Origin of the sequence: Vescimonas fastidiosa (genome assembly GCF_018326305.1) — a bacterium.
GTDB lineage: Bacteria > Bacillota > Clostridia > Oscillospirales > Oscillospiraceae > Vescimonas > Vescimonas fastidiosa.
In genome coordinates, this window is sequence record NZ_AP023416.1 from 408,792 (window position 1) to 428,438 (window position 19,647).

Genomic DNA, 19,647 nt, shown 5'->3' on the forward strand with positions numbered 1-19,647 from the left:
CGGCAGGGTTTTCGTCACCGAAACGGCACCGATGCTTCACCAAATCTCCCCAAAAGTCACCACCCCGGCGGAGAAGATCGCCTGCAAGATTTTTCCAAGAAAGTACCGGCCCAGGCCCAGGTCCGTGTCGCTGAGCACCGCCGCCGTCTGTCCGTGGACGGACAGCCCGCCCCAGCCCAGAAGCGCCGCCGCCCACACAAGATCCCCCGGCCTTCCCTCCAAGGCGGTGACTCCGGTGGTCAGCTCCGCCAGGCCCAAAAGGACCGGGTGGTTTAGCCCGGTCAGGTCCGTGATCAGGGCTAAAATAACAAGGAAAAACACCACGAAGCCGCACAGCTGCACCATCCCCTTCGCCGCCTCCCCCACGGCGCGCACAAAGGCCGCTATGGGCTCAAAAGCCGCGGAATGCCTGACTTTTTGCCCCGATACCGGGGCTTTTTTTCTGAATAAAATTCCCACCAAAACCGCCGAAAAGGCATGGACGAGATAGAGGTAAATCCCCGTGCGCAGGCTCCCGAAGCAGCCCACCCCCACGACGCCCAAAATGAATGAGGGTCCTGCATTGTTGCAAAAGGCCAGCAGCCGCTCCGCCTCGTCTTTGGAGAGTCGGCCCGCCCGATAGAGCTGGCCCACCGTGCGCCCACCCACCGGGTAGCCGCCCAAAAGACCCAGGAAAAAAGCCGAGGCTCCGGCCCCGCCCACCCCGAAAAGCCGCCGGGTAAGCGGCTCCAGCCGCCGCCCTACCCCGTCGGCAAAGCCCAAAGAAATGAACAGTCCCGACACCACAAAATAGGGAAACAGCGCCGGAATCACCGACCGGGCGCAAAGGGTCAGTCCCCGCCGCACCGCCTCCGCCGCCACGGCACTGCGCCACAGCAGCAGCACCATGACGGACACCAAAATCAGAGCCCACAGTTTTCGTCTTGTCACGGCCTCGCCCCCTTCGGCATCACTCTATGCGCCGGGGCCGCGGGGCTTGCCTGGTTTCGGTTTGTCTATCCCCGGACAGGCAAGTTTTCTATTCCCGGGGCATAGGATTTGCAAGCGGAACGGTGCAGGCGTGCGGGCGGATAGAGTCGTCCGGGCCTACGAATGGGACGGGGTACGGATTGCCACAGCCAGTGTGCGCACTGGCTTCGCAATGACACATTACAAGTAGTGCGGTGGGGTGGGCCGATGTAGGCATCGGCCCCTACGGAGGGTTTACCGATAGGATTTCGTAGGGGGCGATGCCCACATCGCCCCGCGTCCGTTACAAGGGACGCGGAAGAACGGGCGGGGAAATCGGCGAAGCGCCGCCAGTGGCGGATGCAGCGAGGTGATTTCGAGGAAGTGCCCCGATTGGCGGCCGCGATAGTGGCCGGGAATCGGTTGGCACGACGGTGGGCAAGAGAACCCCGCCCCTACGAAAGCGTTACAAGAGGTGCGGTGAGGTGAGGAATCCCCCAGTCACGGCTTCGCCGTGCCAGCCCCCTTTAGGCAAGGGGGCCGAGGGGACGGGAGATGCGGGTTGCCACGGCCGGTGTGCGCACCGGCTTGGCAAGGACAGTTATAAAATGCAGGAGGTTGGGGTATGCAGAGGCGGAAAATCTCCCAGGTGGGGCAGGAGGCGGTGGAGCGGCTGGATCTGCCGCCAGAGGTGGCAGCGGGGGTGCCGCAGGTGGAGCTGTACGGAGACAGGCAGCTCTATATGGCCGGGCACCGGGGCGTCATCGCTTACAGCACGGAGGAGGTGGCCGTGTCCGGAGGGAGCCTTACGGTGCGCATCAAGGGGGAGAATTTGCAGCTGGCGGCTATGACGGACTCGGAGCTGCGGCTGACGGGACACATTGAGCAAGTGGAGCTGATGAAATAAATGTATAAAAAAACCGTCCATTTTTTGCGGGGCAGCGCCTTGGCGGAGGTGCAGTGCGCCTGCCCGGAGCGGGTGCTGAATCTGTTGGGGAGCCGGGGGGTGGTGTTTTGGGGACTGCGTTGGCAGTCGGAAATTTGCTTTCGGCTGTGGCTTTTGCTGCCCCAGGTGGAGACCTTGCAGGAGATCGGCGCCGTGGCCGGGGCGGAGGTGACGGTGCTGCGGCGGCGGGGAGCGCCGGTCCTATGGGAACGGTTTCGCACCCGGTATGTGCTTTTGGCGGGGTTTGCGGCGTTTTGGCTGCTTTTATTCGGGGGAAACCTCTTTATATGGGAATTCCGGGTCAGCGGAAATGAAACCGTACCCACGGAGACGGTGCTCCGGGCCCTGGAAAACTACGGCATCACCATCGGCTCTCCGGGACTGCACATCGACCAGGAGGATATGCGCAACCATGTGCTGCTGGAGGTAGGTGACCTGTCGTGGCTGACGGTGAATGTGAAGGGGTGCGTGGCCCATGTGCAGGTGGTGGAGCGGCAGCGGCCGCCGGAAATTGCCGAAAAGGACGGGGTGTGGAACATTGTGTCCGCCCGGGACGGCCTGGTGACCCGGGTGCAGGCCCTGGACGGAAAGGCCCTGGTGTCGGCGGGCAGCACCGTGACGGCGGGGGAGCTGCTGGTGACGGGGGTATATGAATCCCGGGAAGGCAGCACCTACATGACCCACAGCCTGGGCACCGTGGAGGCCCGGACCTGGTATGACCTCTCCGTCTCCGTGCCCCTGGCCATTGCGGAAAAGAGCGGGGAGCGGCGGGAAAAGACGGCTATATCCGTGGATATTGGCAAAAAAAGAATAAAATTGTGGGGCAGGGGTAGCATAAGCGGCCCGAACTGTGATAAAATAACATATTATCATCCGCTGACCTTGCCGGGGGGACTGCGGCTGCCCATCACCCTGGTGCGGGAGACTGTGACGGTCTATGCACCGCAGCAGGTGCGGCGCAGCCGGGAGCAGGCCCAGAAGGAGGGGGAGACGCTTCTGGTGCAGCAGCTCCGCCGGCAGCTCCGGGACACCGGGCGCATTACGGAGACGAAATTCTCCTCAAAAACAGAGGGGGAGAATCTGATCGTACTCATGCAGGCGGAGTGCCTGGAGCAGATCGGCCTGCCGGTGCAGGTGCAGGCGGAGGAGAGCAACTAAGGAGGGAGCGCATGGAACAGCGCATCAGCTTGGAGCGCATGGAGGAGGCTGTCAGCCTTTTCGGCTCCTTTGACGAAAACATTCGCATTTTGGAAAATGAATTTCATGTGTCCGTGGTAAACCGGGAGGAGCAGCTTATCATCACCGGGGAGCCGGAGGACACTATGCTGGCGGAAAAGGCCATTGAGGCCCTGCTGCGGCTCATCTCCCGGGGGGAGAATGTGGGCGAGCAGCATGTGCGCTATGTGATCGGCCTGTGCCGCAGCGGGCAATTAGACCGCATTGACGAGCTGACAAGGGATGTGGTGTGCATCAGCGCCAAGGGCCGCCCCATTAAGCCCAAGACCATCGGCCAGAAGGACTACATAAAGACCATTCAGGCCTGCCCGGTGACCATCGGCGTGGGGCCGGCGGGCACGGGCAAGACCTATTTGGCCGTGGCGGCGGCGGTGGCGGCCTTCCGGGAGAAGGAGGTCAGCCGTATTATCCTCACTCGCCCGGCGGTGGAGGCCGGAGAGCGGCTGGGCTTTCTGCCCGGAGATCTGCAGAGCAAGGTGGACCCCTACCTGCGGCCCCTGTACGACGCCCTGTTTGATATGCTGGGGCCGGAGACCTATCAGAAGTATTTGGAAAAGGGCAACATCGAGGTGGCGCCCCTGGCCTATATGCGGGGGCGTACCCTGGACGACAGCTTTATCATTCTGGACGAGGCCCAGAATACCAGCCGGGAGCAGATGAAAATGTTCCTGACCAGAATGGGCTTCGGGTCCAAGGTGGTCATCACCGGCGATGTGACCCAGATCGACCTGCCCAGCGACAAGCCCAGCGGCCTGAAGGAGGCCATGCGGGTGCTGGACGGCGTGGAGGGAGTGGGCATTTGCCGCCTCACCCAAAACGATGTAGTGCGGCACATTATGGTGCAGCGGATCATTGAGGCCTACGCGAGGTTTGAGGAGAGGAAAAAGAAATGAGAAAGACCCACTATATACCCGTTACCGCCGATGTGCCCGGGGCGGCGTCGGAGGGGAACTGCGCGCTGATACGCCGAACCATCCGCACGGCCCTGGCGGCGGAGGGGATGGCCTTGCCGTGCGAAATTGATGTGCTTTTGACCGGGGACGAGGGCATCTATCAGATCAACCTGGATATGCGCAATGTGGACAGGCCCACGGATGTGCTGAGCTTCCCGGAGTTTGACCTGAGACCGGGGGAGCTGCCCACAGAGGAGGACGCAGACCCGGGGACGGGACTTATCCCCCTGGGGGACATGGTTCTGTCCATGGAACGGGTGGCGGCCCAGGCCAAGGAGTACGGCCACTCCAAGCGGCGGGAGCTGGCGTACCTGGTGACCCACTCGGTGCTGCATCTGCTGGGGTATGACCACCTGGACGAGGGGGCGATGAAAAAGCAGATGCGGGAGCGGGAGGAAGCCATCATGGCCCTGCTGGGGCTGGAAAGGTAAGACGGGGGAACGGATTGCCACAGCCAGTGTGCGCACTGGCCTCGCAATGACACATTACAAGGAGTGCGGTACGGCGGGCCGATGTGGGCATCGGCCCCTACGGAGGGGTTACAAGGAGTGCGATGCGGTGAGGAATCCCCCAGTCACGGCTTCGCCGTGACAGCCCCCTTTAGGCAAGGGGGCCAAGGGGACGGGGGATGCGGATTGCCACAGCCAGTGTGCGCACTGGCCTCGCAATGACATGGTATTTAAGGGGTGCGGTGTGCGGCGGGACACATAGGTCCCGCCCTACAGCCGAGCATTTTGTAGGGCAGAGCCCGTGTGCCCTGCCGTGAGTGCGGTACAAGCCCGCCCGGGCGGACAGAGGCGTCCGCCCCTACGGAAGCGCAACAAGAGGTGCAATGGGCGGGCGACCGCAAGGGTCGCCCCTACGGAGGAGTTTTATACAAAAGATGCGGAGAAAGGGCGGCGGTATGACGAAGAAGAAAGGAATTCTGCTGGGCTCTCTGGCGGTTTTGGCGCTGGCTTTGATTTATGTGCTGTATCGCTTTAACTATTTGCCGCATCCGAAGTATACTAACGAGAAATTCGGCATTGAGACTTACAGCAGCCAAGTGGACCGGGACGGGGACGGAGTGGACGACCAGACGGATATTCTGCAGTCTGTCCGGGCCTATCTTGCCACCCGGCCCAAGTACAAGAGCAAGTATTACGCCACCGGCTACCCGGACGACGGGTACGGGGTCTGCACGGATGTGGTGGCCTTTGGGCTGCTGGGGGCCGGGTACGACCTGATGGAGCTGGTGCATGAGGATGTTTTGGCCCATGGGGACCGCTACAACATTGACCCGGTGGACGCGAACATCGACTTTCGGCGGGTGCGGAATCTCAAGGTGTTTTTTCAACACACCGCCACGGCGCTGACCACGGACATTTACGACATCGGCCAGTGGCAGGGCGGGGACATTGTGATCTTCGAGAACCACATCGGCATTGTGTCGGACAAGCGCAACGGCAGGGGCGTGGCCTTTGTGCTGCACAACGGCAGTCCCTTGCAGCTCTTTTACGAGGAGGACATTTTGGAGCACCGGGACGACCTGGTGGGGCACTATCGGATGAGCTGAGCGAAGGAGGGATTTAAATGGTGAGCATTCGCAGGGCGGTGCCGGAGGACGCGCCGCGGCTGGTGGAGATTTACGGATATTATGTGGAGAAAACGGCCATTTCCTTTGAATACACCGTGCCGAACCCAGAGGAGTTCCGGGGGCGGATGGAGCGCACTATGCGCCGCTACCCCTATCTGGTGGCGGAGGTGGACGGGCGCGTGGCGGGGTACGCCTACGCCGGGGCCTTCGTGGGCCGGGCTGCCTACGACTGGGCCTGCGAGCTGACCATTTACTTAGACCCGGAGGCCCGAAAGCGCGGGCTGGGCCGGGCACTGTATGAGGCCATGGAGAAGGCTCTGGGGGCTATGGGTGTGCTGAATCTCTACGCCTGCATCGGCTATCCCCGGGAAGGGGACGATGAATATTTAAGCACCAACAGCGCCGATTTCCACGCCCATTTGGGATTTGAAAAAATCGGGACCTTTACCGCCTGCGGGTACAAATTCGGGCGGTGGTATGATATGATCTGGATGGAAAAAATCATCGGTCAGCACCAGGCGGGGCAGGCGAATATTGTCCCGTTTACGGATGTGAAGATGGATTTTACATAAAAAATTGCTCGAAAGAGAGGATCACCTATGAGTAACATTACAAAAACCGCTATGATCACCGTGTGCGGACGGCCCAATGTGGGCAAGTCCAGCCTGACCAACGCCTTGGTGGGGGAGAAGATCGCCATTGTATCCAATAAGCCCCAGACCACGAGAAACCGTATTTACGGGGTGGTGAACCGGGGGGACACCCAGTTTGTGCTGCTGGACACCCCGGGCCTGCACAAGCCCCGGTCCCGGCTGGGAGACTACATGGTGAAGGTGGTGCGGGAGAGCCTGGCGGATGTGGAGTGCGCGGTGCTGCTGGTGGAGCCCATTGCCCATGTGGGGGAGCCGGAGAAGATCCTGCTGGAGCGCATCCGGGAGGAGAAGCTGCCGTGCATTTTGTGCATCAATAAAATTGACACCGTTGCCAAAAAGGACGAGCTGCTGGCGGTGATCGCCGCGTACAGCGAGGTTTACCCGGATTTCGCGGCTATCGTACCCATTTCGGCGCGAAAGGGTGACGGGCTGGAGGAGCTGATGGGCCTGCTGGCGGGCTACGCCCAGGAGGGGCCCCAGCTTTTCCCCGACGGCATGACCACCGACCAGGCCGACAGCCAGGTCTGCGCCGAGACGGTGCGGGAGAAGATGCTGCTGTGCCTGGACAAGGAGATCCCCCACGGTACGGCGGTGGAGGTGACACGGTTTTCCGAGCGGGACAGCGGCATTATCGACCTGGATGTGACCATCTACTGTGAAAAGGCCAGCCACAAGGGCATTATCATCGGCAAAAACGGGGAGATGATCAAACGCATCAGCTCCTTGGCCCGGCGGGACATTGAGAAGTTCATGGGCACGAAGGTTTACATGGAGACCTGGGTGAAGGTGAAGGAGAATTGGAGAGACAATGTGAACTTCATTCGCAGCCAGGGGTACAACGAAAATTAAGCTGGCTAAAATTCCTTCGGAATTTTATGCCAAAAGGATTGCAGTCTGCTGCGCGCATAATTTTGCCGCAGAGCGGCAAAATTCCACACTGGCAGCCTGAGAGGTATTTTTCCCCACGCGCATGTCGCGGTGAAAAATGATCTCAATTTTTCGCGTCTGCGGACGCGAACTCTGCGAGGCTTTTCGCTGCGGCGAAGGGCAAAGAGCCAGAACTTTCCACGGATGAAAACGGCGGCTCTACGGCAAGCTAACCTCAAAAAGGAGGCGGCGGCTGTGGAGGACTATTGGAGCTTATTTTTGGAGACGGGGGCGCCGGAGTTTTATATGCTGTACCGGGCCCGGGAGGACGAGATATGCCGGGAGAACAAGGAAAAACCGTCACCCACGGGCTGATCCTGCGGGACACGGACACGAAGGAGACGGACAAGATCCTCACGGTGCTTACGGCGGAAATGGGGAAGATCTCCGTTATCGCCCGGGGCGCTCGGCGGAAAAACAGCCGCCTGGCCGCGGCCTGCCAGCTCTTTGCCTGGTCGGAAATGACGCTGTACCGGCGGGGGAACTGGTACTACCTGGACGCGGCGGAGCCGGAGGAGCTGTTTTCGGGGCTGCAAAAGGATCTGGTGCGGTTTGCGCTGGCGGCCTATTTGGCGGAGCTGACGGAATTCGTGGCCGGGGAGGAAACGGAGGCCGGGGAGCTGCTGCGGCTACTGCTCAACGGACTGTACGCCCTGGGAAATTTGGGCAGGGACCCGGCCCTGGTGAAGCCGGCGTTTACCTTTCGGCTGCTGGCTTTGGCGGGGTTTGAGCCGCTATGCGACGGCTGCGCCGTGTGCGGGGCAGAGACGGCCCGGGACCCGGTGCTGGATGCGGTGCAGGGCGTGGTACACTGCCGTAAATGCGGCGAGGGGAGCGGGGAGAAGCTTCCCCTGTCGGCGGCGTGCGTGACGGCGCTGGAGCACATCCTCCACGGACCGAGCCGGAGGCTGTATAGCTTCACCCTGGGGCCGGAGGATTTGGAGCTGCTGGATAGGGCGGCGGAGGGCTTCGCCGCGGCGCAACTGGAGCGGAGCTTTCGGACGCTGGGGTATTATAAGGCAATACTTATTTGAGAGAACGGGCGACCCTGTCCGCCAGGGCCCGATAACGCAACACCTTGTAGGGCAGGGCCCGTGTGCCCTGCCGTGGGTGCGGGAAAAATTCGGTTCGGGCCGTCGGGGAAATCGGCGAAGCGCTGCCAGTGGCAGATGAAGCGAGCCGGTTTCGAGGAAGTGCCCCGATTGGCGGACACGACAGTGACCGGGAATCGGTTGGCACGACGGTGGGCAACCGCCGGCCCCTACGAAAGCGCAACAAGAGGTGCAATGGGCGGGCGACCGCAAGGGTCGCCCCTACGGAGGGTTACAAGAGGGCACGGTACGGCGGGCCGATGTAGGCATCGGCCCCTACGGATGACAAGGAAATTTGTGCAAGCCCGGGCGGGCGGACAGGGGCGTCCGCCCCTACGGAGGGGTTACAAGGGGTGCAATGGGCGGGCGACCGCAAGGGTCGCCCCTACGGGGGGTTACAAGAGGGCGCGGTACGGCGGGCCGATGTGGGCATCGGCCCCTACGGAGTGTTTACCGATAGGATTTCGTAGAGGGCGATGCCCACATCGCCCCGCGTCCGTTACAAGGGGCGCGGAAGAACGGGCGGGGAAATCGGCGAAGCGCCGCCAGTGGCGGATGCAGCGAGGCGATTTCGAGGAAGTGCCCCGATTGGCGGCCGCGACAGTGGCCGGGAATCGGTTGGCACGACGGTGGGCAAGAGAACCCCGCCCCTACGAAAGCGTTGCAAGAGGCGTGGTGAGGTGAAGAATCCCCCAGTCACGGCTTCGCCGTGACAGCCCCCTTTAGGCAAGGGGGCCGAGGGGGCGGGGGATGCGGATTGCCACGGGCGCCTTGCGCCCTCGCAATGACACATTATAAGAAATGCGGTACAAACCCGGCGGGCGGACAGGGGCGTCCGCCCCTACGGAAGCGTTACAAGGGGTGCAATGGGCGGGCGACCGCAAGGGTCGCCCCTACGGAGGATTACAAGAGGGCGCGGTACGGCGGGCCGATGTGGGCATCGGCCCCTACGGAACGGCTTGTAGGGACGGACGACTCTACGGGATCATTTTGGCTTTATTTACATAGGAAAATTTATATTTCCGGGGCAAAAGAGGAATATTTATGAATACATTATTTGAAAAATCCATACGGACGCTGGAGCTGCCGGTGGTTTTGGAGATGCTGGCTTCCCTGGCGGTGAGTGACGCGGCCAAGGAGAAGTGCCGGGGACTTTCGCCGGTGTGCCAGCTGGAGGAGGCTGTGCGGCTTCAGGAGGAGACCCAGAGCGCCCGGGAACGGCTGGGGCTTTACGGCAGTCCCAGCTTTTCGGGGGTGAAGGATGTGTCCCGGGCACTGAACCGGGCTGACCACGGCGGGGTGCTGAACACAAGGGAGCTTTTGGATGTGGCAGACCTGCTGACGGCCTCCCGCCGGGTTGCGGAATACGACCGGGACCGGCAGGGAGAGAAAACCGTGCTGGACCACCTGTTCTCCGCCCTGCACACCAACAAATTTTTAGAGGACAAAATTCGCGGGGCGATTCTGGACGAGGAGACCATTGCCGACTCCGCCAGTCCGGAGCTTGCCGACATTCGCCGCAAGATGCGCCTGGCGGCCAGCAAGGGCCGGCAGATTTTGCAGCGTATCATTTCCTCTCCCTCCTATGCCAAGGTTTTGCAGGAGGCCCTCATTACCCAGCGGGACGGGCGGTTTGTGGTGCCGGTGAAGGCCGAGTGCAAGGGGAGCATCCCGGGACTGGTCCATGACATCTCCTCCTCCGGGGCTACGCTGTTTGTGGAGCCTATGGGCGTGGTGCAGGCCAACAACGAGCTGAAGGAGCTGCAGGCCCGGGAGGAGAAGGAGATCGACCGCATTTTGCGCATCCTCTCCGGGGAGTGCGCGGCCCAGATGATGAACATTCTCTACGACTACGACATCCTGGTGCATCTGGATGTGATCTTTGCAAGGGGACAGCTGAGCTACCGGATGAACGCAGCCAAGCCTATTTTGGCCCGGAGGGGCGGCATCGTGCTGCGCCGGGCAAGGCATCCGCTGCTGGACCAGGCCAAGGCGGTGCCTATCTCCCTGGAGCTGGGCAATTCCTATGATACCCTGGTTATTACGGGCCCCAACACCGGCGGCAAAACCGTGACGCTGAAAACCATCGGGCTGCTGACACTGATGGCCCAGTGCGGGCTGCAGATCCCCGCCGACGACGGGTGCAGGCTGCGGGTCTTTGACCGGGTGCTGGCGGATGTGGGGGATGAGCAGAGCATTGAGCAGAGCCTGTCCACCTTCTCGGCGCATATGTCCAACACCGTGGAAATTCTGCGTCAGGCGGACGAGAACAGCCTCCTGCTCTTTGACGAGCTGGGGGCGGGCACCGACCCGGTGGAGGGGGCGGCCTTGGCCATTGCCATCATTCAAAACGGGCGCAGCAAGGGGTCACTCATCGCCGCCACCACCCATTACGCGGAGATGAAAACCTTTGCCATGACCACGGCGGGGGTGGAAAATGCCAGCTGCGAGTTCGATGTGGCCACCCTGCGGCCTACCTACCGGCTGCTCATCGGCATTCCCGGCAAGTCCAACGCCTTTGCTATTTCCCGGCGACTGGGCCTGGACGAGGAGGTTATTGCCGCCGCCAAGGCCCAGATGGACAGCGAATCCATCCGCTTTGAGGATGTGCTGACCCAGCTGGAGGAGAAGCGGCAGCGGCTGGAAAAGGCCCAGGCTGAGGCGGACCGGCTGTGGCAGCAGAGCCAGGAGGATGCCCGGAAGGCCCGGACCTTCCGGGAGCAGATGGAAAAGGCCAAGGAGAACGCCCGGAGCAAGGGCGAAAACGAGGCGCGCCGCATTGTGCGGCAGGCCCAGCAGCAGGTGGACGAGATATTCGCGGAGCTGGACGAGCTGCGCAGGAAAATGCAGCAGCAGGCGGATTTCCAGGCTATCAACGACGCAAAGGTGTCGGCCAGGAAGCACATGAACGCCGCCCAGGAGGCCCTGCATCTGCGGGAGGAGACCCCGGAGCCGGAGACCCCGTCCCGGCCCATTGCGGCCGGAGACCGGGTGGAGCTGCCCGGTGTGCACACCGCCGCCACGGTGGTGCAGGTGAACGGCGACGGGAGCCTGGTGCTGCAGGCGGGCAAGATGAAAATGACCGCTAAGCCCGGGCAGGTACGGCTGATTGAGGGTCAGCCCCAGGCGAAAAAGCAGGCGGCGGTGCCCAAGGCGGGGACCGCACCCACCCTGCACCTGGAGCGGCGGGCCTCCTCGGAGCTGGACATAAGGGGCTACGAGACCCTGGAGGCCGAGAGCGTGGTGGAAAACTACCTGGACGCCGCAGTGATGGCGAAGCTGGAGACGGTGACCATTATCCACGGCAAGGGCACCGGGGCCCTGCGCAAGGCGGTGCATGAAATACTCAAGCGCAGCAAGGCGGTCAAGAGCTTCCGCCTGGGCCGCTACGGTGAGGGCGAGGCCGGCGTGACGGTGGTGGAGCTGAAGTGAGCGCAAGGGCGCGAAGGAAGGCAGGACACCCCGGTAGAGACGGAGTTTTACAGGGGACGGAACGATTTTCGGGAAACGGAATGGGCTTATCTTGCGGGAAAAGTAGATTTTTTACAGGGTTTGGACAGGTTTTGCCACTTTTTTTGTGGTTTTTGCCATTGCATTTCCGGGCTCTTTCCGTATAATTATAGGTGGTTGAGAATCTTTTTTTCACCTACTTGCAGTGTACAGAGGAGAAGAGCATATGTATACACAGGAAGTCACCGTGAACAATGAGGTGGGCCTGCACGCCAGACCTGCTACTTATTTCATTCAGAAGGCCAATGAGTTCAAGTGCGGCATCTGGGTGGAAAAGGACGAGCGCCGCGTAAACGCCAAGAGCCTGCTGGGCGTTCTGAGCCTGGGCATCGTGGGCGGCACCACCATCACCCTCATTGCCGACGGCTCCGATGAAAAAGAGGCTGTGGAGGCCCTGACGGAGCTGATTAACGGCAACTTCGGCGAATAAGAACAAGCGAAAAAACGAAGCGGCTTCGGTCGCTTCGTTTTTTGTTAAGGCGGTAAGGCGGGACGATGTGGGGAGAGAATCGAGCGCCGCCGGTGGCGGATGAAGCGAGAGGAGCGAGTGGCTGCGGTCAAAATTTTAAGCGGCAGCCGTAAGGCAGCGCAAAAATTTTGGGCACCGCAACAGGATCATCGTCCCCTACGGTGCTTTAACAAGAGGCGCGGGGCATTTTATCTTATTTTACTTTATAAAAAAGGCTTGCATTGCAGGGCGGGATATGTTATAGTATAAGCAGTAAGGTATGTGTTTCGCAGAGTGGACTTCCCGGTCCGCTCTTTTTGTTGGCTAAAATCCAAACCTTAAAATTGCGGAAATGCGAGGGTTTTCGATGAAAAAAGTGACCGAGATCGTGGCGGAGCTGGCTGCGCCCGTGGTGGAGGAGTTCGGATGCCGGCTTTGGGACACGGAGTATGTGCGGGAGGCCGGGCAGTGGTATCTGCGGCTGTACCTGGATAAGGACGGCGGCGTGGACATCCTGGACTGCGAAAATGTCAGCCGGAAGGTCAGCGACCTGCTGGATGCGGCGGACCCCATCGAGGGCAGCTACATCTTTGAGGTTTCCTCCGCCGGGGCCGAGCGGCAGCTGAAGCGGCCCGGAGACTTTGAGGAGTTTATGGGCAGTCCCGTGCTGCTGAAAACCTATCAAAACCGCGACGGACGCAAGGAGTTCGCCGGGGTGCTGAAGGGGTATGAAGGCGGCGCGGTGGTGCTGGAAATGGGCACGAAGGAGCTGCGGTTTGAGAAAAACGAGGTCGCTATGGTGCGGCTGCGGGTCGTATTCTGACCGGGCGAAAAAACTTCATCTTTCTGCGCCTGCGGGCGCAAACTCTGCGAGGCTTTTTTAATGTACACTATTTTTTAATAGTATAATTTTGTTATTAAAGATTTTTCTAATACAGAACAGGAGATTCAGCTATGAAATGTGACGAGATCTTTGCCGCGCTGGCGCTGCTGGAGAAGGAGCGGGGCATCCCCCAGGACTTTATGATGGAAAAAATCGTGCAGGCCCTTGTTACCGCCTACAAGCGTGACCACGAGGATGTGGAAAATGTGGTGGTGGATGTGAACGAGGAAAAGCGCGACCTGAAGATGTTCGTGGAAAAGACCGTGGTGGAGGAGGTGGAGAACCCCGCCGCCGAGATCTCCGCCGAGGAGGCCAAGGCTATCTCCGCCAAGTACCATGTGGGCGACACCGTGCGCTTCCCGGTGAAGAATGTGGACTTCGGACGCATCGCCGCCGGAAACGGCAAGCAGGTGATCATCCAGGGCCTGCGGGAGGCCGAGCATGGCATGATCTATGACGAGTACAACTCCAAGCAGCATGAGATCCTCACCGGCACCGTGGTGCGGGTGGACCCCCGGACCGGCAATGCCACCGTCCGCCTGGGCACCGGCGCAGACGCCTCTGATGCGGTGCTGCTGCTGGGCGAGCAGGTCAGCGGCGAGGAGTACTACGAGGGCCAGAAGCTGAAGGTGTATCTGGTGGAGGTCCGCCGGGGCACCCGGGGGCCCCAGATGCTCATTTCCCGGACCCATCCGGGGCTGGTGAAGCGGCTGTTTGAGCTGGAGGTGCCGGAGATTTTCGACGGTACGGTGGAAATTCGCTCCATCGCCCGGGAGGCGGGCAGCCGCACGAAGATGGCGGTGTGGTCCTCCGATGAGAATGTGGACCCCATCGGCGCCTGCGTGGGCCCCCGGGGTCAGCGGGTGAACGCCATTGTGGAGGAGCTCCACGGGGAGAAGATCGACATTGTGCCCTTTAGCGAGGATCCGGCGGAGTTTGTGGCCGCCGCCTTGGCTCCGGCGGATGTCATCAGCGTGACCATGTCGGAGGACGGCAAGGCCTGCCGGGCCATTGTTCCCGACGACCAGCTGAGTCTGGCCATCGGCAAGGAGGGGCAGAACGCCCGTCTGGCCGCCCGGCTCACCGGCTGCAAGATCGACATTAAGCCCGCTTCTTATCACGAGGAGGAAGCGGCGGAGTAATAGCCTCGCAGAGTTCGCGTCCGCAGACGCGAAAAATTGAGATCATTTTCTCTCGCGACATGCGCGTGAGAGAAAATACCGCTCAGTCTGCCAGTGTGGAATTTTTGCGCACGGCGCAAAAATTATGCGCGCAGCAGACTGCGAACCTTTTGGCAGAAAAAACAAAGTTTTTTCGCCAGTAAAATTAAGGGAGGTACGCCATGCAGAAGCAGCGGAAAATTCCCCAGCGGCAGTGTGTGGGGTGCCGCACCATGAAGGATAAAAAGGCGCTGGTGCGCATCGTGAAAACCCCGGAGGGGGAGATTTGCGTGGACGCTACCGGCAAGAAGTCCGGCCGGGGGGCGTACATTTGCCCCAATGCCGAGTGCCTGCAAAAGGCCCGGAAGTCCCGGGCCCTGGAGCGGGCCTTTGAGGCGGCCATCGGCCCGGATATTTATGAGGCGCTGCAGGCGCAGATCGAGGGCTGAGCATGGAGAAGATTTTATCTATGATCGGCCTGGCCCACAAGGCGGGCCGGGTGGAGATCGGCGAGGAGCCGGTGGGCTCTGCGGCCCGGGCCAAAAAGGCGCGGATCATCCTGGTGGCCGGAGACGCGGCGGCCAGCTCCGTGCGCCGGGCCATGAGCTTTGCCAATACCGGGAGCTGCCTGTGCCTGGTGATTCCGGCCTCTAAGGAGGAGCTGGGAAGGGCCTTGGGGCGCACAAGCTGCGCTATGGCAGCCATTACGGACATGGGCTTTGCCGACGCCATTGCGAAAAAGCTGGCGGCGCTGGACCCGCAGCGCTTTGGAAGCGCCGCCGAGCGTATGGCTGTGAAGGCCCAGCGGGCCCGGGAGCGGAAGCTGGAGCAGCTGGCCCACGAGAAAAATGTGCGCATGGGAAAAAAGCGTCCGCCGAAGCCCCCGGAAAAGGCCGCGCCGCCGGAGAAAGAGGAGCGGCGTGAGCGGGAGAAGAAGCCGTCCCGGCCAGGCAAGAGGGAGCGCAGCGCGGCGGCCAGGAGCCGTCAGAAATCCCAGGCGCGGGCCCGGTTTGAGGGAAGTCGCCCGGTGAAAAAGGGCAAGGGCTCCGAACGCAAGTAATCGTAAACTAAGCATCACAATATGGAGGTGGCTTTATTTGGGTAATATAGGGAACAAATACAGAGTGCATGAGGTGGCCAAGGACTTCGGCCTGCCCACCAAGCAGATCACGGAGATTTTGACGCAGTATGCGCAGACCCCCAAAAACCACATGCAGGTGCTGGAGGACAGAGAGCTGTCACTGATCTTTGAGTATCTGACCCAGCACAACCCGGTATCGGGCATCCAGGTGATCTTCGCCGAGGGGATGAAGCCTGCCGAGAAGAAGGCGGAGCCGGCCCCGGAGAAGAAGGCAGAGCCGAAGAAGGAGCAGGGCAAGGCCCCGGCTCCCAAGGCGGAGCCTGCCCAGAAAAAGCCGGAGGCGAAGCCGGTCCAGCAGTCCGGCCAGCCCATGAGCCGGGTGCCCAAGACCAAGGTGGTGGACACCAGCAAGGCCACCAACATTAACCTTGCCAAGTACGATGAAAAGCTGCAGGACATGGCCGACAGCCGCACCGGCGGCGGTCGCCGGGACCAGCAGCAGACCCAGGGCAAGGAGAAGTTCCGCAACAGCAAGCAGCGGCGGGACGGCAACTTTGTAAGCAACAAGCGCAAGCAGGAGGAGGCAGACCGTCTGCGCCGCCTGCGGCTGGAGGTTATTAAAAAGACCCCCGTTACCGTGCAGATCCCCGACGAGATCAGCGTGGGCGAGCTGGCCAGCCGGATGAAAAAGACCGGCGCCGAGGTGGTCAAGTGCCTGATGAAAAACGGCGTTATGGCTTCCCTGAGCCAGATGATCGACTTCGACACCGCCGCCATTATCGCTGAGGAAATGGGCTGCAAGGTAGAGAAAGAAGTCGTCGTTACCATCGAGGAAAAGCTCATTGACGACCACGAGGATAAGGCCGAGGATCTGGTGCCCCGGGCCCCGGTGGTGGTGGTTATGGGCCATGTAGACCACGGCAAGACCAGTTTGCTTGACTACATCCGCAACGCCCATGTGGCCAGCGGCGAGGCCGGCGGCATTACCCAGCATATCGGCGCTTACCAGGTGATGGTAAACGGAAAGCCCATCACCTTCCTGGATACTCCGGGCCACGAGGCCTTTACCTCCATGCGCGCCCGGGGCGCCATGGTCACGGACATCGCCATTCTGGTGGTGGCTGCCGAGGACGGCATCATGCCCCAGACCGTGGAGTCCATCAACCATGCCAAGGCCGCGGGGATCCCCATCATCGTGGCCATCAACAAGATGGATAAGCCCGAGGCCAACCCCGAGCGCATCAAGCAGCAGCTCACCGAGTACGGCCTGGTGTGCGAGGAGTGGGGCGGCGAGACCATTGTGTGCCCCATCTCCGCCAAGACGGGCATGGGCGTGGACAATCTGCTGGAAATGCTCGTTCTTACCGCTGAGGTGGGCGAGCTGAAGGCCAACCCCAACCGCGCCGCCCAGGGTACGGTTATCGAGGCAAGGCTCGATAAGGGCCGGGGCCCCGTGGCCACCCTGCTGGTGCAGAACGGAACCCTGCACCAGGGCGACATTATCATCGCCGGCACCAGCGTAGGCCGGGTGCGGGCCATGGTCAGCGACAAGGGACAGAAGATCAACTCCGCCGGACCCTCGGTGCCTGTGGAAATTACGGGCCTTTCGGAGGCTCCCTCCGCCGGCGCCACCTTCAACGCCGTGGCCGACGAAAAGCTGGCCCGGGAGCTGGTGGAGCAGCGCAAGGCCGAGGAAAAGGCCAAGGCAAACGCTCCGGTGAGCAAGGTGTCCCTGGAGGATCTGTTCAGCCAGATCCAGGCGGGCGAGATGAAGAATCTGAACCTCATTGTCAAGGCCGATGTTCAGGGCAGCGTGGAGGCTGTGAAGGCATCTCTGGAGAAGCTCTCCAACGACGAGGTGCGAGTGCGGGTGATCCACGGCGGCGTGGGCGCCATCAACGAATCCGATGTGATGCTGGCCTCCACCTCCCAGGCTATCATCGTGGGCTTCAATGTGCGGCCTGACGCGGCGGCGCGGGAGAGCGCGGCCCGGGCCAATGTGGATATGCGGATGTACCGGGTCATTTACGACGCCATCAATGAGATCGAGGCCGCTATGAAGGGTATGCTGGCCCCCAAGTATCGGGAGGCCCTGCTGGGCCACGCCGAGGTGCGCCAGACCTACAAGGTCTCTGGCGTGGGCACCGTGGCGGGCTGCTATGTCCAGGACGGCAAGATCCAGCGCAAGGACTGCCAGGTGCGTCTGGTGCGCGACGGTATCGTTATTCACGAGGGCGTGCTGGCCTCCCTGCAGCGGTTTAAGGACCAGGTGAAGGAGGTCGCCTCCGGCTACGAGTGCGGCATGACCATTGAGAAGTTCAATGATATTAAGGAAGGCGACATTATCGAGGCCTTTACTATGGAGGAAATTCCGCAGTAAGGAAAAGCTGCCGAGACAGGAATAACCCCGGTCGCCTTCCTGCGCAGCACGGCTGCGCCGCACAAAGTGCGTACAAGTGTTTTGCAAAGCAAAACCTTGCTTTGGTGGAATTCACTTCTGCCAAAGAGGATTTGATCCGGGGCCCCCATGAAACCCCGTTTCATGGGGACAGGCGATATTATCGAGGCCTTTACTATGGAGGAAATTCCGCAGTAAAGGAAATGACAGTTTTTTCGGAACACAGTAATTAAGCCGAGGGGCGGGCGTTTCGCCCGCCCCGTTTTTTAGAAAATCAGACTGCAATTCTCTTGGCAAAAAACGAAGTTTTTTCGCCAGTTATTGAAAGGAGTGTACTATGGCATCCAATCGTATCGGACGCATTAACGAGGAAATTCGCAAGGAGCTTTCGGCGCTGCTGCGGACGGTGAAGGATCCCCGGGTGGCGGAGGCTATGCTCACCATCACCCATGTGGACACCACCCCCGACCTGCGCCAGTGCCGGGTCTATGTCAGCGCCCTGAACTGCAAGGACGAAAAGGAGCTGATGCGCGGGCTTAAATCCGCGGCGGGCTTCCTGCGCCGGGAGCTGGGCAGCCGGGTGGACCTGCGCTACACCCCGGAGCTGCAGTTCATCGCCGACGACTCCATTGCTTACGGGGCCCATATTCTGGATATGCTGAACCATGTGAAGCCCGCTAACCCCGAAAATGAGAACATCGTGCTGCCGGAGGATATAAAATGACCATTCAGGAGACCGCAGCTCTGCTGCAAACCATGGACCGGGTGCTGCTGCTGACCCATGTGCGCCCGGACGGGGACACCATCGGCTCCGCCGCCGCCCTGTGCCGAGCCCTGCGGGATCTGGGCAAGACCGCCTATCTGCTGCCGAATCCGGGCATCACGGAGACCTATGCGTGCTATGCCGCACCCTACTGGGCGGAGGAGGGCTTCGAGCCGGATTTCGTGGTGTCGGTGGATATTGCGGCCCTGGGGCTGCTGCCGGAGAACGCCAAGAAATACGCCTCGCGCATTGACCTAGCCATCGACCATCATCCCTCCAACGAGGGCTTTGCCAAGGAGAGCTGCGTGCTGGCGGAAATGGCGGCCTGCGGGGAGATTATTTATGAGATCGTGGGCCTTTTGACGCCCATGACGGCGGAGATCGCTTTGCCGCTGTATGTGGCCGTTTCCACGGATACCGGATGCTTCGTATACGCCAACACCACGGCCCACACCCATCAGGTGGCGGCGGCCCTGATAGACACGGGTATTGCCGTGGCTGGGGTGAACAAGGCGCTGTTTCGCACCAAGAGCCGCACCCGTCTGGCCATGGAGGCCTGGATGGCGGAGTGGGCGGAATACTACGACAACGACCGGGTGGTGATTATGCAGATCCCCCTGTCCCTGTGCCTGGACTATAAGGCAACCGAGGCGGATGTGGAGGAGCTGTCCAGCCTGGCGGCTCTGGTGGCGGGTACCGACTGCGGCGTGACGCTCCGGGAGCTGGAGCCGGGGAAGGTGAAGATCTCCCTGCGCACCGGGCCTCGGGTCAACGCAACGGAAGTGTGCGCCCTGCTGGGCGGCGGCGGACACGCGGCGGCGGCGGGGGCTACCCTCAGCGGCACCCTCAAAGAGGCTAAACAGGCTGTTTTGCAAGCCATCGACATGGTGGTGGGCGAATAAATGGCAAATGGTATCATCATTATTGACAAGCCCGCCGGGTGGACATCGATGGATGTGTGCCCGTCCCCACAAAATGACGGAGCATTTTGTGGGGGCCCTCGCACGGATTTTAATTCCTCGGCGGAAGTGAATTCCGCCTGCGGCAAGGTTTTCCCTATGGGAAAACGCTTGT

Annotated in this window: 18 protein-coding genes; 17 read left to right on the forward strand and 1 reads right to left on the reverse strand. The window is 61.1% G+C overall.

What is annotated here, in order from left to right:
• Positions 1 to 36: 36 nt before the first annotated feature.
• Positions 37 to 930 carry a sporulation protein gene (locus tag KI236_RS09145; protein ID WP_212821327.1) on the reverse strand — a complete coding sequence of 298 codons (894 nt, stop codon included), beginning with the start codon at positions 928 to 930 and terminating at the stop codon, positions 37 to 39.
• 643 nt (positions 931 to 1,573) lie between these two features.
• Here KI236_RS09145 and KI236_RS09150 point away from each other — a divergent pair.
• From KI236_RS09150 to KI236_RS09230, 17 genes are all read left to right on the forward strand, one after another.
• Complete coding sequence (locus tag KI236_RS09150; protein ID WP_212821329.1) at positions 1,574 to 1,855, forward strand: YabP/YqfC family sporulation protein; 282 nt, start codon at positions 1,574 to 1,576, stop codon at positions 1,853 to 1,855.
• Positions 1,856 to 3,052, forward strand: a complete 1,197-nt coding sequence (locus KI236_RS09155) for a sporulation protein YqfD (RefSeq protein WP_212821331.1) — start codon at positions 1,856 to 1,858, stop codon at positions 3,050 to 3,052.
• An 11-nt stretch (positions 3,053 to 3,063) separates the two neighbouring features.
• Positions 3,064 to 4,023, forward strand: coding sequence for a PhoH family protein (locus KI236_RS09160; protein ID WP_212821333.1), 960 nt, complete (start codon positions 3,064 to 3,066; stop codon positions 4,021 to 4,023).
• Positions 4,020 to 4,514, forward strand: coding sequence for an rRNA maturation RNase YbeY (gene ybeY / locus KI236_RS09165; protein ID WP_212821335.1), 495 nt, complete (start codon positions 4,020 to 4,022; stop codon positions 4,512 to 4,514). The genes KI236_RS09160 and ybeY overlap by 4 nt, the downstream gene beginning before the upstream one ends.
• 473 nt (positions 4,515 to 4,987) lie before the next feature.
• Positions 4,988 to 5,638 (forward strand): DUF1287 domain-containing protein, encoded by a 651-nt coding sequence (locus tag KI236_RS09170; RefSeq protein WP_228738134.1) that lies wholly within the window; start codon positions 4,988 to 4,990, stop codon positions 5,636 to 5,638.
• 17 nt (positions 5,639 to 5,655) lie between these two features.
• Positions 5,656 to 6,231 carry a GNAT family N-acetyltransferase gene (locus tag KI236_RS09175; RefSeq protein WP_212821339.1) on the forward strand — a complete coding sequence of 192 codons (576 nt, stop codon included), beginning with the start codon at positions 5,656 to 5,658 and terminating at the stop codon, positions 6,229 to 6,231.
• A gap of 27 nt (positions 6,232 to 6,258) precedes the next feature.
• Complete coding sequence (gene era, locus KI236_RS09180) at positions 6,259 to 7,161, forward strand: GTPase Era (protein WP_212821341.1); 903 nt, start codon at positions 6,259 to 6,261, stop codon at positions 7,159 to 7,161.
• Between the two features lie 353 nt (positions 7,162 to 7,514).
• The gene (gene recO / locus KI236_RS09185) at positions 7,515 to 8,273 is read left to right on the forward strand and encodes a DNA repair protein RecO (protein WP_212821343.1); all 759 of its coding nucleotides are present in this window, start codon (positions 7,515 to 7,517) and stop codon (positions 8,271 to 8,273) included.
• Positions 8,274 to 9,374: 1,101 nt separating this feature from the next.
• Positions 9,375 to 11,762, forward strand: coding sequence for an endonuclease MutS2 (locus KI236_RS09190; RefSeq protein WP_212821345.1), 2,388 nt, complete (start codon positions 9,375 to 9,377; stop codon positions 11,760 to 11,762).
• A gap of 244 nt (positions 11,763 to 12,006) precedes the next feature.
• A complete protein-coding gene (locus KI236_RS09195; protein WP_212821346.1) occupies positions 12,007 to 12,270 on the forward strand; it encodes an HPr family phosphocarrier protein in 264 nt (87 codons plus the stop codon).
• Between the two features lie 385 nt (positions 12,271 to 12,655).
• Positions 12,656 to 13,111, forward strand: a complete 456-nt coding sequence (locus KI236_RS09200) for a ribosome maturation factor RimP (protein WP_212821348.1) — start codon at positions 12,656 to 12,658, stop codon at positions 13,109 to 13,111.
• A gap of 131 nt (positions 13,112 to 13,242) precedes the next feature.
• Positions 13,243 to 14,313 carry a transcription termination factor NusA gene (gene nusA / locus KI236_RS09205; RefSeq protein ID WP_212821350.1) on the forward strand — a complete coding sequence of 357 codons (1,071 nt, stop codon included), beginning with the start codon at positions 13,243 to 13,245 and terminating at the stop codon, positions 14,311 to 14,313.
• Between the two features lie 200 nt (positions 14,314 to 14,513).
• The gene (gene rnpM, locus KI236_RS09210; protein ID WP_212821352.1) at positions 14,514 to 14,780 is read left to right on the forward strand and encodes an RNase P modulator RnpM; all 267 of its coding nucleotides are present in this window, start codon (positions 14,514 to 14,516) and stop codon (positions 14,778 to 14,780) included.
• A gap of 2 nt (positions 14,781 to 14,782) precedes the next feature.
• Positions 14,783 to 15,391 (forward strand): L7Ae/L30e/S12e/Gadd45 family ribosomal protein, encoded by a 609-nt coding sequence (locus KI236_RS09215; protein WP_212821354.1) that lies wholly within the window; start codon positions 14,783 to 14,785, stop codon positions 15,389 to 15,391.
• 37 nt (positions 15,392 to 15,428) lie between these two features.
• Complete coding sequence (gene infB / locus KI236_RS09220) at positions 15,429 to 17,792, forward strand: translation initiation factor IF-2 (RefSeq protein ID WP_408059060.1); 2,364 nt, start codon at positions 15,429 to 15,431, stop codon at positions 17,790 to 17,792.
• Between the two features lie 355 nt (positions 17,793 to 18,147).
• Entirely contained in the window at positions 18,148 to 18,534 is a 387-nt protein-coding gene (rbfA, locus tag KI236_RS09225) for a 30S ribosome-binding factor RbfA (protein ID WP_212821355.1), read from the forward strand.
• Positions 18,531 to 19,475, forward strand: a complete 945-nt coding sequence (locus tag KI236_RS09230; protein WP_212821357.1) for a DHH family phosphoesterase — start codon at positions 18,531 to 18,533, stop codon at positions 19,473 to 19,475. Before rbfA ends, KI236_RS09230 begins: the two co-directional genes overlap by 4 nt.
• Positions 19,476 to 19,647 lie beyond the last annotated feature (172 nt).